Annotated in this window: 14 protein-coding genes and 1 tRNA gene; 11 read left to right on the top strand and 4 right to left on the bottom strand. The window is 34.9% G+C overall.

Features of this window, described 5'->3' with window-relative positions:
- Positions 1-15 precede the first annotated feature (15 nt).
- Complete coding sequence (locus V4D31_RS00535; RefSeq protein ID WP_353686296.1) at positions 16-216, bottom strand: zinc ribbon domain-containing protein; 201 nt, start codon at positions 214-216, stop codon at positions 16-18.
- Positions 217-326: 110 nt separating this feature from the next.
- Between V4D31_RS00535 and V4D31_RS00530 the strand changes: the two genes are divergently transcribed.
- From V4D31_RS00530 to ispD, 10 genes are all read left to right on the top strand, one after another.
- On the top strand, positions 327-917 hold the full coding sequence (locus V4D31_RS00530; protein ID WP_353686295.1) for a SurA N-terminal domain-containing protein: 591 nt from the start codon (positions 327-329) through the stop codon (positions 915-917).
- 5 nt (positions 918-922) lie between these two features.
- Positions 923-1,702, top strand: coding sequence for a diadenylate cyclase CdaA (gene cdaA, locus V4D31_RS00525; RefSeq protein ID WP_353686294.1), 780 nt, complete (start codon positions 923-925; stop codon positions 1,700-1,702).
- Positions 1,687-2,343, top strand: coding sequence for a CdaR family protein (locus V4D31_RS00520; RefSeq protein ID WP_353686293.1), 657 nt, complete (start codon positions 1,687-1,689; stop codon positions 2,341-2,343). The genes cdaA and V4D31_RS00520 overlap by 16 nt, the downstream gene beginning before the upstream one ends.
- On the top strand, positions 2,340-3,695 hold the full coding sequence (glmM, locus tag V4D31_RS00515; protein WP_353686292.1) for a phosphoglucosamine mutase: 1,356 nt from the start codon (positions 2,340-2,342) through the stop codon (positions 3,693-3,695). Before V4D31_RS00520 ends, glmM begins: the two co-directional genes overlap by 4 nt.
- A complete protein-coding gene (locus tag V4D31_RS00510) occupies positions 3,695-5,950 on the top strand; it encodes a DNA internalization-related competence protein ComEC/Rec2 (RefSeq protein ID WP_353686291.1) in 2,256 nt (751 codons plus the stop codon). Before glmM ends, V4D31_RS00510 begins: the two co-directional genes overlap by 1 nt.
- 9 nt (positions 5,951-5,959) lie before the next feature.
- Positions 5,960-6,571 carry an imidazole glycerol phosphate synthase subunit HisH gene (gene hisH / locus V4D31_RS00505; protein ID WP_353686290.1) on the top strand — a complete coding sequence of 204 codons (612 nt, stop codon included), beginning with the start codon at positions 5,960-5,962 and terminating at the stop codon, positions 6,569-6,571.
- Positions 6,568-8,433, top strand: a complete 1,866-nt coding sequence (gene selB, locus V4D31_RS00500) for a selenocysteine-specific translation elongation factor (protein WP_353686289.1) — start codon at positions 6,568-6,570, stop codon at positions 8,431-8,433. Before hisH ends, selB begins: the two co-directional genes overlap by 4 nt.
- A gap of 1 nt (position 8,434) precedes the next feature.
- Positions 8,435-9,865: a DegQ family serine endoprotease gene (locus tag V4D31_RS00495; protein WP_353686288.1), complete on the top strand. Its 1,431-nt coding sequence runs from the start codon at positions 8,435-8,437 to the stop codon at positions 9,863-9,865.
- 152 nt (positions 9,866-10,017) lie between these two features.
- On the top strand, positions 10,018-10,860 hold the full coding sequence (locus V4D31_RS00490; protein WP_353686287.1) for a PIN domain-containing protein: 843 nt from the start codon (positions 10,018-10,020) through the stop codon (positions 10,858-10,860).
- Positions 10,850-12,022, top strand: coding sequence for a 2-C-methyl-D-erythritol 4-phosphate cytidylyltransferase (ispD, locus tag V4D31_RS00485; protein WP_353686286.1), 1,173 nt, complete (start codon positions 10,850-10,852; stop codon positions 12,020-12,022). Before V4D31_RS00490 ends, ispD begins: the two co-directional genes overlap by 11 nt.
- Here ispD and V4D31_RS00480 read toward each other — a convergent pair.
- Positions 12,011-13,027: an alpha-hydroxy-acid oxidizing protein gene (locus tag V4D31_RS00480; RefSeq protein ID WP_353686285.1), complete on the bottom strand. Its 1,017-nt coding sequence runs from the start codon at positions 13,025-13,027 to the stop codon at positions 12,011-12,013. The two genes, ispD and V4D31_RS00480, sit on opposite strands and share 12 nt — an antisense overlap.
- A gap of 46 nt (positions 13,028-13,073) precedes the next feature.
- On the opposite strand from V4D31_RS00480, the gene V4D31_RS00475 reads away from it, so the two are divergent.
- Positions 13,074-13,146, top strand: a tRNA-Ala gene (locus V4D31_RS00475).
- A gap of 45 nt (positions 13,147-13,191) precedes the next feature.
- On the opposite strand, the gene V4D31_RS00470 is transcribed toward V4D31_RS00475, so the two are convergent.
- Together V4D31_RS00470 and V4D31_RS00465 are read right to left on the bottom strand one after the other, a co-directional pair.
- Entirely contained in the window at positions 13,192-14,256 is a 1,065-nt protein-coding gene (locus V4D31_RS00470) for a site-specific integrase (protein WP_353686284.1), read from the bottom strand.
- Positions 14,256-14,537, bottom strand: a complete 282-nt coding sequence (locus V4D31_RS00465; protein WP_353686283.1) for a hypothetical protein — start codon at positions 14,535-14,537, stop codon at positions 14,256-14,258. Before V4D31_RS00465 ends, V4D31_RS00470 begins: the two co-directional genes overlap by 1 nt.
- Positions 14,538-14,567: the final 30 nt, after the last annotated feature.

The following is a 14,567-nucleotide window of genomic DNA, read 5'->3' as shown; positions in this document are numbered from 1 at the left end:
ATAAAGACTGATAAATTATTTACAGGAACTGCACGAAGAGGCTCCGCAGGAAGAACATTTGGAATTTCCTTTTTGTACTCCTTTCATGGCAAAAGGAGAAAACTTCTTAATCAATTGCTCTGATCCACATTTTGGGCATGAAACAGTTTTATTTCCAAAAACAAGTAATTCAAAAACCTCTCCGCATTTTTTACATTCATACTCATAAATAGGCATCAATCCACCTCATAAAATTTTGATTTGAGCTTTTTTATTATATCATAGCTTGCCTTATGTTAAAAAATTCTTTTAAAGTAAAAGAGTTAATTTATTCAAGGAGGTTCACTGTGATAAAAACTCTCAGAAAAAATGCAAAATATTTCTATTTTCTGTTTTTTCTTGTAATTATTACCTTTGTATTCTGGGGTGTGGGAAGTGTTGATAAACAGCACTCTGCTGTAGTAGCAGAGGTGGCAGGACAGAAAATTACAGCAGAAAGATTCTGGCGAGAATATGAAGCAACAAGAAGACTTTACAGAGAAATATTTAAAGACAAAGCCGCAGAAATGGAACAGAACTTGAAAGAGAAAGTTCTTGAAGATTTAATTAACGAAGAACTGCTACTTTATTTAGCAAAAAAATATGGGATAGAGGCAACAGAAAGAGAAATTCAGGATGCAATTATTAATGATCCGAGATTTCAACGAAATGGAATTTTCCAGAAAGACATATATTTTCAAATTTTAAGACTTAACAGAATTACTCCTCAGCAGTATGAATCCTCTTTGCAAAGGCAAATCACTATTGGGAAGACTTTCCAAATTATTATGTTAGCAAAGGATCAAGCTGATATATCTGATGAAACTTTTTTTAAATCATTTTTAAAAGCGGTGAAAGCAAATATTTCAATTAAAATTAATAAAGATGCTTTATCCTGAAAAATATGGAAAAGTTTTTTGAACAATTAAGATGGCAGGATTTAATTGATATAGCCATTGTTTCTTTTATAATTTACAAGATATTTATTCTCGTTAAAGGAACTCGTGCTGCAAGAATGCTCATTGGAATTGGGGTTCTTCTTGCGATTTCTTTAATTTCAAGATTTTTTGAACTGTATACTCTTGACTGGCTTATCCAGAGTTTCTGGACTCAGATAGTGATAATTTTGATAATTCTCTTTCAGCCAGAAATAAGAAAAGCTCTCGCTCAGATGGGAGAGACTCCACTACTGCACAGATTTAGTTCTGCAGAAGAAATGAAAACAATTGAAGAAATAGTTAAGGCATCTCAGGGGCTTGCTAATAAAAAAATAGGTGCCTTAATTGTTTTTGAAAGAAATGTGAGTCTCAATGAGTATGTTGAGATAGGTGTTCCTCTTGAAGCAAGAGTTACAAAAGAACTTTTAATGAGTATATTTCATCCTACAAGCCCCATTCATGATGGTGCTGTAATCATAAAAAAGAACAGAATAGTAGCTGCTGGATGTTTTCTTCCCATAAAGCTCGGAGCAGACTTAAAGAAAACATATGGGACGAGACATAGAGCTGCTCTTGGTATTACAGAAGAAACAGATGCTGTTGCTGTTATAGTTTCAGAGGAAACAGGAGCCATCTCTTTAGCAGTAAACGGAGAGCTTTTTAGCAACCTTGATATGGAAACTCTGAGAGAGAAATTAACAAATCTATTTACAACAGAAAGAGAGAGAAAATGGGCAGAATTTTAAAAAAACTTTTAGCGGAAAATCTTACATTTAAACTAATATCTATTGCTTTAGCAATATTTCTATGGTTTTTCGTCACATTTAGAGGGCAAACAGAGACATCTATTGAAGTACCTATTGAGTTTAAAAATACTCCATCACAAATGGAGATTTTAAAACAGAATGTAAAAAAGGTAACAATAACAATCTCTACGAGAGAAAGAATTCTACGAGAATTAACGCAAAATAATATCAGAGTAGTAATTGATCTCACCAATGTTAAACTCGGTGAAAATTCAATCCCTATAACAAAGTCTTCAGTAAAACTGCCAAGAGGAGTTGAAATTCTGAAGATTGAGCCTTCACAGGTAAAAATATATATGGATGAAAAATCGCAGAAAACAGTTCCTGTAAGAGTGGTTCTAACAGGGAATCCAGCAAAAGAATTTACTGTTGTATCAGTAACTGCTGAGCCTTCTACGATAAAAATAGAAGGAGCAAAAAAAGAACTTAGCAAAATCCATTCAATTAAAACTGAGCCAGTGGACATAGAAGGTATCGCTGAAGACCTGAAAATTCAGGCAAAAATAGATCCCGAAGGAAAAATCTTCAGAACAGACCAGGATACAGTTTATATAAATGTCAAATTGGGGAGGAAGAGATGAAACTTTTTGGCACAGATGGAATTAGAGGAACAATAAATCAGTATCCAATGATACCTGAATTATGCATGAAAGTAGGGATGTCTCTATGTTTTATTTTAAAACAAAGGATTTCTCATAAACCAAAAATCCTTATTGGAAAGGACACAAGAATCTCAGGCTATATGATTGAATCAGCTTTAACAGCAGGAATAACTTCAATGGGAGGAGATGTTTATCTTGTTGGGCCAATTCCCACTCCAGCGATTGCTTTCCTTGTAAAAAGCATGCGTCAAGATGCTGGCATGGTAATTTCAGCCTCTCACAATCCATTTCCTGATAATGGAATAAAGATATTTTCAAATGATGGCTTTAAGGTGTCTGAGGATATTGAGAACACTATTGAAAAATTTTTAAATGAACCTGATTTTCCTCAAAGCAGGCCTCAAGCAAAGGCTCTTGGAAAAGCTTTTAGAATTGAAGATGCAGTAGGAAGATACATAGAGTTTGTTAAATCAACTCTACCAAAAAATTTTACCTTTGAAGGACTTAAAGTAGTAATTGATCCTGCCAATGGAGCTGCCTACAAGATCACTCCAACACTTTTCCGTGAACTTGGAGCAGAAGTGATAACAATCAATGATAAACCTGATGGACTGAATATAAACAGAGAATGCGGAGCATTGTATCCTCAGGAATTAATAAAAAAAGTCATAGAAACTCAGGCAAATCTTGGAATTGCTCATGATGGAGATGCAGACAGAACAATTCTTATTGATGAAAAGGGAAACATTATTGATGGAGATATTATTCTCAGTATATGGGCAACAGAGTTAAAAAAGCAAAAAAAGCTTAAGAAAAACACTGTTGTTGCAACAGTAATGACAAACAGCGGAGTTGAAAACTATCTAAAAACACAGGGAATAAAACTTATAAGAACACAGGTAGGTGACAGATATGTTGTGGAAGAAATGCTTAAAGGTGGATATAATCTCGGTGGAGAACAGTCAGGACACATCGTATGTCTTGATTATTCATGCACAGGAGATGGAGCAATAACAGCGGTTCAGGTGGCTTATATTATGATGAAAAATGGTAAATTTCTCAGTGAATTAACAAAGGAAATATCAAGGTATCCACAACTTTTAAAGAACATTAGAATTCCTGAGAGAATTTCAAAAAAGGAGGCTATAAAAAAACTTGAAGATTTAAATTTCAAAATCTCAAAGCTTCAACAGGAAATAAAAGGAAGAATACTTATAAGACCATCAGGAACAGAACCAAAAATAAGAATTATGGTGGAAGAAGAAGATCCAGGAAGGGCCAATAAGATTTTAGAGGAACTGGAAGAGTTAGTAAAACAAAAACTCTACTAATGCCCGTTGTTCCATGTTTAGTATCAGGAATTCTTCTGGGATATTTCTTTACTTATTTCCCTGTAATAACAATAATTTTTTCAATTCTCTTAATTTTTGCCTTTAAAAATAACAAGCTCATAGCGATACTCCTTTTCATATCAATGCTTTTTGGAATTTTGTACATAAGTATTACTTATTGTAAAGATACTGTAGAACCAGAAAATATAAGCTTCACAGGCTATTTAAAAAATAAAAGCGGCAATATCTATGAGTTTAAAGTTAGCTGTAGTTCTGATACTAAAAAAACAATACTGAAACTTTACTCTAATGAGCCTCTTCAGGAAGGGCAAACCTATAAAATCCAATGCATCATTGGTAAAAAACATTTAAATCCCTACCAATACGGAGAGCCCCTTTGTTTTTTAAAAACAGCACAACTGGAAGAAAACTTTCAAAAGACAGCAGTTGACAAAATAAGAGAAAAAATAAACAAAAAAATTGCAGAAACCATTAATAAAGAACTTTCTGGAACACTCATTGCAATGACAACAGGTGAAAGAACTTCAATTCCAATAGAGATTCAAGAAGACTTCAGAAAAACAGGACTTATTCATTTGCTAAGTATATCAGGAGCCCATTTCAGTCTTTTATTTACAGTCTGTTTTTTGATATTTAAATTTCTCATTAAAAGGCTTCCATACACTGTTCTGTTAAAAATTACCCTTTACTGGAAACCCTCCCAATTAGCCACTTTTTTTACATTCCCTGTTATTTTATGCTACTTTCTTATTGTTGAACCAAATTATCCAACCAGTCGCTCTTTTATTATGGCAACACTTTTCATGATAGGAGCCTTATCAGAGAGGAAATCCCTATGGATTTTTACTGTAAGCTTTGCATGCCTTATAATTTTAATTTTTCAACCTCAAGCAATAAAAGATATTTCCTTTCAACTTAGCTTTCTTGCCACTGCAGGAATTGGTTTTGCATCAGATATTTATAAAAAGTTCAAAGACAAAATTCCAAAAAAAATCTCTTATCTTCTTTTAAGTCTTTTTATCAGCATTTCAGCAACAGTTATCACAGCACCCTTAATAGTTTACAGATTTCACTATTTATCCCTGATATCTCCTTTGGCAAACCTTACAGTAGGAGTTTTAATTGGAATGGTTCTTTTCCCTTTACATTTATTTTTTGTGGTAGTCTTTTTGATTACAGGATATTATCCTTTGCCTGAAGTAATTGATTTCATTGGAAAGTTCTCTTTTAAAATAATGCATACTCTTGCCTCTTTTAAATATTCATCTATATGGATTCCTCTAATTCCTCCTATGGCACTGGCTATCTTCTATATGGCAGTTTTTATTACTCTATTCGGCTTTTATTGTTTAAAGAAAAAGAAAACACTAATTCTTGGTTTCTCTATGATTTTGGTTTTAACGTCTATTTTAATCCCGTTTTTTATGCATATTAAAGACAAAGAAAGCTTAAAAATTACATTTCTTGATGTTGGTCAGGCAGAATCAGTGGTTTTAAAAACTCCATCTGGATTCTTTCTTATAGACACAGGGAAAACAGGATGGGAGGCAACACAGTTTCTTAAAGCCTATGACGTTAAAGAGCTGATATTGATTATTACTCATGAACAAAAGGATCATGCAGGAGGATTTGAAAGAATTTTAGAAAACTTCCAGATAAAAGAAATATGGGACACAGGATATATTAATTACAGCAAAGAGCCTGCCAATGATATTTTAATCAGACATCTTGAAAGAGGCGATGTTTTAAAAGTAGGCAGTTGCTCTTTTACAGTACTTCATCCCTATAAGGGATTCTGGAGCCCCTCTTTATCAAGGGATAGCAATGAAGTAAGCCTGATATTTAAATTTCAATGTTTTAAAAAAACTTTTCTTTTCACATCAGATGCTGGGATTGATGCTTTACAGACAATTCCTGTGAATTACTTAAAATCAGAGGTAGTAAAAATTCCCCATCATGGAAGTAAACGCTCTTTTTATCCAGAATTTTATAAAGTAACAGAGCCTGAAATTTGCATAATAAGTGCAGGAAAACAAAATCCTTATGGACATCCTCATAAAGAAGTTGTTGAAAATATAAATAAAATATGCAAGATTTATAGAACTGATGAAGATGGAGCAATTCAGATTAAAGAATTACCAGATGGAAGCCTCAGAGTGCAAACCTTTAAAAATGCCGTGTTTAAACCATATGAAGACTGGGAAAATTTAAAAAAACTTTTTATTTTATGGTAAACTTTAAAAATGATAGCAGTTGTTGACTATGGAATGGGAAATATAAGAAGCGTTTCAAGGGCATTAGAGGCAGTGGAAGCTCAGGTAAAAATAACTCAGAATGCAGAGGATATTAAAAATGCCCGAGCTATTGTGCTTCCCGGAGTTGGAGCTTTCCGTGACTGCATGGAAAACCTTTCAGAATTGGGACTATTACAAACAATAAAAGAAGAAATTGTTAATGGTAAACCTTATCTTGGAATATGTCTGGGAATGCAGATACTTTTTAGTGAATCTGAAGAGTTCGGATTTTGCAAAGGGCTTGATATATTTAAAGGAAGGGTTGTAAGATTCAATCTTCCAAGACAATACAAAATCCCTCATATGGGATGGAATGTAGTTAAATTCAAAAGAAAAAACAAAATACTGGAAGGCATTCCTGATAATTCCTATTTTTATTTTGTTCACTCTTACTATGTTGTCCCAGAAGACGAAAGGATTATTGCTGGAGTTACAGATTATGGCACAGATTTTACATCAATGATAATTTATGAGAATATTTTTGCCACCCAGTTTCATCCTGAAAAATCACAGAAAACAGGACTTACACTTCTTAAAAACTTCGTTCAGTTCAGCAGATGAAAAAAGTAATTCTTGGCACAGCAGGACATATTGATCACGGTAAAAGTGCTATAGTAAAAGCATTAACTGGAATTGATCCTGACAGACTAAAAGAGGAAAAAGAAAGAGGTATAACAATTGATCTTGGTTTTGCAAACATAAGATATCCAGACCTGATTGTTGGCATAGTTGATGTACCAGGACATGAAAGACTCATCAAAAACATGCTTGCAGGAGTTGGTGGAATTGATATAGTAATGCTGGTAGTTGCTGCAGATGAAGGAGTTATGCCTCAGACAAAAGAACACCTGGCAATATGCGATTTGTTAAAAATAAAATCAGGATTGATTGCTCTGAATAAAGTAGATCTTGTTGATGAAGAAACAATAGAACTTGCAAAAGAAGATGTAAAGGAAGCTGTTAAAGGAACATTTCTTGAAAATGCTCAAATAATACCAGTTTCAGCTAAAACTGGATACAATATTGAGCTTTTAAAGGAAAAAATCAGACAACTCGCTTTATCAGTTGAAGAAAAATCAACTGGTGGAATATTCAGAATGCCCATTGACAGGGTTTTCACATTAAAGGGTTTTGGAACTGTTGTTACAGGAACAGTTCTTTCAGGAAAAATCTCTGTTGACTCCCCTGTAGAAATTCTTCCAGCAAGAATTAGTTCAAGGATAAGAGGACTTCAGAGTCATGGAGAAAAACTTGATGAAGCGTATGCCGGACAAAGAGTTGGAATAAATCTTCAGGGAGTATCAAAAGAAGACCTTAAAAGAGGAGATGTTGTCAGTATTCCTCAAAAACTTAAACTAACTACATTTCTGGAAGTAAAGATAAAGCTTTTAAAAGATGTAAGTCCCCTCAAAAACGGAGCCCCCATTCATTTTTATCTTACTACATCTGAAACTGTAGGCAGGATAAAGCTTTTCAACAAAGCTGAAATTTTACCTGAAGAAGAAAGCTTTGCTTATGTGAAGTTGCAGGAACCCATAGTGGCAATGGCTCAGGATAAATTTATTTTTCGAAGATTTTCTCCACTTGAAACTCTTGGTGGAGGAATTGTTCTTGATCCTGATCCACCAAGAAAAAAGAGAGAAATACAATCTGAGCATCTTGAATTGCTTTCCAGTGGCAGTCTTTCACAAAAGATAGAAATCAAGATTAAAAGGAAGGCATTTAAGGGGGTCTCAATATCTGAGCTTGAAGGCTGGATAAATGCAGATTTAAAAGAGATTAAAAAAGCCATAGATGAACTTCTTGAAAAACGAAAGATTATAAAGGCGGAAAATCAGCTTTTCCATATAGATGTTTTCAATAATTTCAAATCATCTCTATTAAATTTACTTAAAGAATTCCATCAAACCAATCCATTTAAGGAAGGTTTACCCAAGGAAGAGCTGAAAACAAAACTCTCTGTTGATTCTGAGCTTTTAATGCTTTTGCCCTATATTGAAGAAATTTCAGTGGAAGGCAACACAGTAAAGCTTAAGTCAGCCCAGAGGGAAGAGATTGATCCCGTGCTTGAGGAAAGAATAATAAGAGAACTTCAAAGAGAATTTCAACCTCCACTTAAAGAAGAGATTGCTCAAAAACTCTCAATCTCTGAATCAAAGTTATCAGACATATTGAAAATAATTGTTAAGAAAGGAAAGATAGTTCGAATAAATGACTCTTTGTATCTTCCAGTGGAAAGTTATAACAAAATGCTTGAACTGCTTAAAGATTTCTTTTCAAAAAAGAATGAGATGACAGTTTCTGAATTCAGAAATCTTCTTAATACAACAAGAAGATATGCTATAGCATATCTTGAGCATCTTGATTCCCATAAAATAACTCTAAGGATTGGAGAGATCAGGAAAATGGTTAAAAGAGGATAAAATGACAAGAAAAAAACTTGCTTTAATCATTTTAACTTTCATCATTGGATGTTTAAGTGGGATAACATTATTTTATCTCATAACCACAACAAGACAGTCTATCCCTATTTATAGAGATATTGCTGAGCCTGTTAAAAGCTTTGCTGAGATAGTAAAAGCAGTTTCTCCTTCAGTTGTAAACATCTCTACAACAAGGACTGTCCAGAATCCGCCAACACTTGAAGATCTTTTTGAATTCTTACCACCTTTTGGAAATTCTCAAGGTAAAAAATGGAAAGAAATGAGCATGGGCTCAGGAGTAGTTGTTTCAACTGATGGATACATCCTTACAAATTATCATGTTATTGAACAGGCAGAAGACATAAAAGTAACTCTCTATGATAGAAGAACATTTAAAGCCACTTTAGTTGGTGCTGATCCTAAAACCGATCTTGCAGTAATTAAAATAAATGCAAAGGATTTACCAGTTGCTCCATGGGGAGATAGTGACAAACTTCAGGTAGGAGATTTTGTCCTTGCCATTGGCAATCCCTATGGATTAACTCACACTGTTACAATGGGAATAATAAGCGCTACAGGAAGAGCAGATGTGGGAATAGCAGACTATGAAGACTTTATCCAAACAGACGCAGCAATTAATCCAGGCAATTCAGGAGGCCCACTTGTAAACATAAAAGGAGAAATTATAGGGATAAATACAGCAATATTTTCAAAAACTGGAGGATATCAGGGAATAGGATTTGCTGTTCCAAGTAATATGGCTCGTATAATAAAAGACAGTTTAATAAAGGAAGGCAGGGTAATAAGAGGCTGGATAGGAATAATGGTTCAGGACTTAACAGCTGAGCTTGCTGAGAGATTTAATTTAAAAGAAGCATATGGAGTTATCATTACAGATGTAACAAAAAATTCACCTGCTTACAAAGCAGGACTCCGCAGAGGTGACATAATTCTGGAATATGATGGCAAACAAATAACAGAAAGTGCTATACTTAGAAATCTTGTAGCTCAAAGTAAAATTGGCTCAATTGTGAATCTAAAAATTTTCAGAGATAGTCAGATTTATACACTACCAGTTACAATTGCTCAAATTCCTTCAGAACAGATTCAGGATACAAAAATTTTAAAAAAATCAACAGGAAAGCCTGAAAATCCCTTTAAAGGACTATCAGTAATTGACCTTGACCCATCAATGGCGAAACAGATTGGAGTAGATTTAGAAGACCGAGGAGTTGTTGTTTATAAAATTGAACCTGGCTCACCAGCTGAAACCACAGGACTTAGAAAGGGAGACTTAATAATGGAGATTGAAAGACAAAGAATAGTTTCTGCATCTGATTTTCAAAAGGCAATACGGAGAATCTCAAGACCTGATGTTCTTGTGCTGATAAACAGAGGCGGTAAAAAATTTTATATGATTCTGGGATCATGAGCCTGTTAGTTCTTCTTTTTGTGATAACTATTGGTATTGTTAGTTTTTTCACCTTAAGTGAGTCATTTTTCATCAATCCCATTATAAAAAGCCTGATTGTCTTATCAGGAAGCATTTTTTTACTGCTTTTCATATACTCAAATTTCAAAAAAATGAATAGTTCGCAAATACTGTTTGGATTTTTAGGGCTTTTTTTCGGAATTTTAACAGGACTTCTTTTAAGCATTCCTCTGTTAATTTTCTATGATCTGAAATTTATTGTTTTCAGCATTATTACAGGTTTTGGATATGCTGGTGCAATTTTTGGTTTAAAAAAAGCTCAGACAATAAAAATTGCAGATATTCTATGGATAATTAAAAAAGAAGCTATCTGGCAAGAGCCTAAAATCCTTGATACTAATGTTCTCATAGATGGCAGAATTGCAGATCTTGTAGAGTTAGGTTTCATAAAAGGCACATTATTGATTCCAAGATTTGTTTTAAAAGAAATCCAGTATATTGCAGACTCCCCAGATCCTCTGAGAAGAGCAAAAGGCAGAAGAGCACTTGATGTGCTTCAGAAAATTAAGAGTGCTGAAAAAATAAGATTTGAGATTGTGGAAAAAGACATTCCTGAAATAAAGGAAGTTGATATAAAACTCGTTGAAATTACAAGAATTCTTAAAGGCACACTGATTACAAATGATTTAAATCTCATAAAAATTGCTCAATTAAGAGGAGTGCCTGTACTGAATATGAATGAACTTGCTCAGGCAATGAGACCTCCTGTGCTTCCAGGTGAGGTTCTAAAACTCTTTATAGTTAAAGAAGGTAAAGAGCCTGAGCAGGGAGTTGCTTATCTTGATGACGGAACAATGGTGGTTGTTGAGGAAGGGAAACAATATATTGGTAAGACTATTGATGTGGTAATTCACAGTGTTTTACAAACAGGAACTGGAAGAATGATATTTGGCAAACCAAAGGCTGAGGCATCTGAACCGCATCATGAAGTGTAGCGCTATAATTGTTTCAGCTGGCTTAGGGAAAAGATTTGGCTCGCCAGATAAAGTATTTTTTGAAGTAAATGACAAACCAATTTTTATATGGGCTGTTCAAGCTTTTGACAATCTTGAGTTTATCAATGATATATGGATCGTAACAAGAAAAGATGCAGTCCAAAAAGTACGCTCTTATCTAAAAATTTTTAACATTAAAAAAGTTAAAGAAATTGTTGAAGGTGGAAAGGAAAGACAGGACTCTGTTTACAATGCCTTGAAAGTAATGCCAGAGGATACAGAAGTTGTTTTAATTCATGATGCAGTCCGTCCATTGGTCAGTAAAGAATTGGTAGAAAGGGTGTTTTATGCCATGAGTCCACAGATTGACGGTGTAATCCCGGTAACAAGAATAACCGATACAGTTAAATGGATTAAAAGTAAAAACATTGTTGGCGGAACGCTTAATAGAGAAATTCTAAGAACAGTGCAAACGCCTCAGGCATTTTGGTTTAAAAAGATTCTTAAGGTTTACGAAAAAGCTTACAGAGAAGGAGTTTATGGAACGGATGATGCCTTTTTAATAGAAAGATATGGTGGCACAATTTATACTGTAGAAGGTGATGAAAAAAACATTAAAATAACAACAAGGCAGGACCTGGAAAAAATGAAATCACTTTATTTAAACAATCTTCAGTCTTCAATCTTAAATATAAGAGTTGGTATAGGACATGACAGTCACAGGCTTGTCTCAGGAAGAAAACTTATTATCGGAGGAATTGAAATACCTTATGAAAAAGGACTTGAAGGGCATTCAGATGCCGATGTTTTAGTTCATGCAATAATTGATGCAATACTTGGCTCAGCAGGAGCAGGTGACATAGGAACACATTTTCCTGATACAGATCCTCAATATAGGGATATTTCAAGCTTTGTTTTACTTGAGAAAACTTTAAAACTTGTGCATGAGCAAAAAATTGAACCATTATGGATTGACTGCATAATATTTGCTGAAAAACCAAAACTCAGCCCTTATATACCGAGAATGGTACAAAACTTTCAAAAACTTGGATTAAAAGTAAACATCAAAGCAAAAACAGCTGAAGGCATGGGATTTATTGGAAGAGGTGAAGGAATAGCCGCCCAGGCAATATGCCTGAGCAGCATAAAATTAGAACCTTAAAATAGCTCTTGGAACATCCTTTACTGAGGCAACACCTGTAAGAAGCATTGCCTGTTTAAGCTCATTCTTTATATTGTCAAAATAAAGCTTAAGAGCTTCTCTTCCACCACCAAAAACCGCTACAACAACTGGTCTTCCAATAAGCACAGCATCTGCTCCAAGAGCAAGAAGCTTAAGCACATCAACTCCTGAACGAACTCCTCCATCTGCAATAATTTTAATTTTACCTTTAAATTTTTCAGCAATTTCTGGCAGAACCTCTGCAACACCTGGAGTGTGGTCAAGAATTCTTCCACCATGATTTGATACAACAATTGCTGAAGCACCCACGTTGTAAGCAATTTCAGCTTCTCTCAAAGTCATTATTCCTTTGAGAATAAATGGAAGAGAGGTTGCCTTAACGAGTTCTTCAATCTCCTTTGGAGATTTTGGACTGACAGGCTGTCCCTTCAGTGCCATTGTAATAAGTCCTGCTCCGTCAATATCAACTCCCACTGCTCTTGCTCCCGCATCTTCAGCCTGCTTTATTCTTTTGATTATCTCATCCTGTGCTCTTGGCTTAATTATAGGAATTCCTTTACCATTATTTTTCTTAATTGCATTAATTCCACTTCCATACATTAATGGATCTGCTCCATCACCTGTCCAGCCAATTGTTCCTGCCATAATAGAGCCTGCAATTACCTCTTCACAATAAACCTCTTCTGTAATTGCACCTCCCATGTTGTATGTTGTTCCTGTGATTGGTGCAGCCATTACAGGAAGGGAAAGACTTTGACCAAAAATTTCAATAGCTGTATCAGGTTCTCTTACATTATGGATAGTGGAAAGATTGAGTTTGATCTTGTGTAAAGCTTCAATATTGGCTTTGAAAGAAGAGCCTGTTCCAACGCCACCCATACCCGGGACTTCTCCTGCACAGGCAATGCCATTGCAAATAGGACATACACGGCAGTAAGGTTTTAACTTTTCTTTTGCATTTTTTTTCACATCCTGCCAGTTCATCTGTTCCTCCTTAGAAATTTTTTGATAAAATATTATAAAACAAAGCGGGCGGTTAGCTCAGTTGGGAGAGCGCCAGAATCGCACTCTGGAGGTCGGGGGTTCAAGTCCCCTACCGTCCATCAAGAATTATCAAGGGTTTACAAGAAATCACACTTCCTTAAAAATTAAAAATTGTGAAGTAATTGTGAAGTAGAATTCACAGTTGTTGAAAACAAACCATCAAGACAAGCTATTGCTCTGTTTTTATGTTCAGGTGCTAAGTGAGAGTATCTTAAGGTCATTCTTAGTTCTTTATGTCCTAAGAGTTCTTTGACTGTTGTTAGGTCAACTCCTTTCATTACAAGGTGGCTTGCAAATGTGTGTCTTAGGTCATGAAAGCGGAAATCCTCAATCTTAGCTTTCTTTAGTGCTGTTCTAAAGGCTCTTTTGATGTCATAGTATCTTGTGCCTGTTTCAGGGTTTACAAAGACATACTGAGTATCAATCCTTCTGTTAATGTAAAGTTCTCTCAGGGTTTTAAAGAGAGTTGCATTAATTGGAATATCTCTTCTTTCACCATTTTTTGTCTTTTCTACATGGATGTAGCCATTCTTTAAGTCTATGTTATCCCATTTTAAGCTCAGGATTTCTTCTTTTCTCATACCTGTTGACAGTGCAGTTAATACAATCGGATAAAGATGCTTATCGCAACATGAAAGCAGTTTCTGTATTTCTTCCTCTGTAAGGTATCTTAACCTTTGGTTGTTTTCTTTTAGAGTGCCAACTTTTCTGACTCTCTTTAAGATTTCCTCTTCTATCATGTCCCATTCTTGAGCCTTTCTCAGCATATGTTTAAGAACAGCTATTGTTCTGTTAATTGTTGCTGGTTTCCTACCTTCTTTTATAAGGTCAACTTGCAGTTGTTCAACAATCTGTGTGTTAAATGCTTTAAGTGGCATATCAGCAAATCTTTCTTTTAGCCTCTGAATGATATAGCTTTTAAATTTCCTATAGCTTCTCTGAATAGAGACATACTCTGTATACCTTTCTGCAAGTTCCTGGAATGTATACTTCTTAATGGTTGTAACTGGAAGCTTGCCTTCCATTACCTCAGCCCTTCTCTTAGCAAGAAGACTGATAGCAGTGTGAACGTTGGTTGACTTTGTGCTTTCTCTTCTTAGCTTGCCTACTGCATCTACATAACAAATCCAATAAATTCTACCACGCTTATAAATGCCTCTGTGTTTCATTAATGCGCCCACTCCCAACGGTTTTCAAAAGGGTTGTACTTCAAGCGAGCATCTTCAGGTTCATAACTCCATTCGTTTTCAAAAGGGTTGTACTTCAAGCGAGCATCTTCAGGTTCATAACTCCATTCGTTTTCAAAAGGGTTGTATCTTAGTCTATCTTCTTTTGTTGTTCCGTAGTCACCGAAATCACTAAAACTACTGTCAAAACAGAAGGCTGACCTTGATAGGAAAAAAGCTAAGAATACAAAAACAACGCAGGCTATACTACTTATTTTTCTCATTTGTACTTACCTCCTCTCCTTTAATATTGA

Origin of the sequence: Thermodesulfovibrio sp. 3462-1 (genome assembly GCF_040451425.1) — a bacterium.
Classification (GTDB): Bacteria; Nitrospirota; Thermodesulfovibrionia; order Thermodesulfovibrionales; family Thermodesulfovibrionaceae; genus Thermodesulfovibrio; species Thermodesulfovibrio obliviosus.
This window is presented reverse-complemented; position numbering and strand designations above follow the sequence as displayed.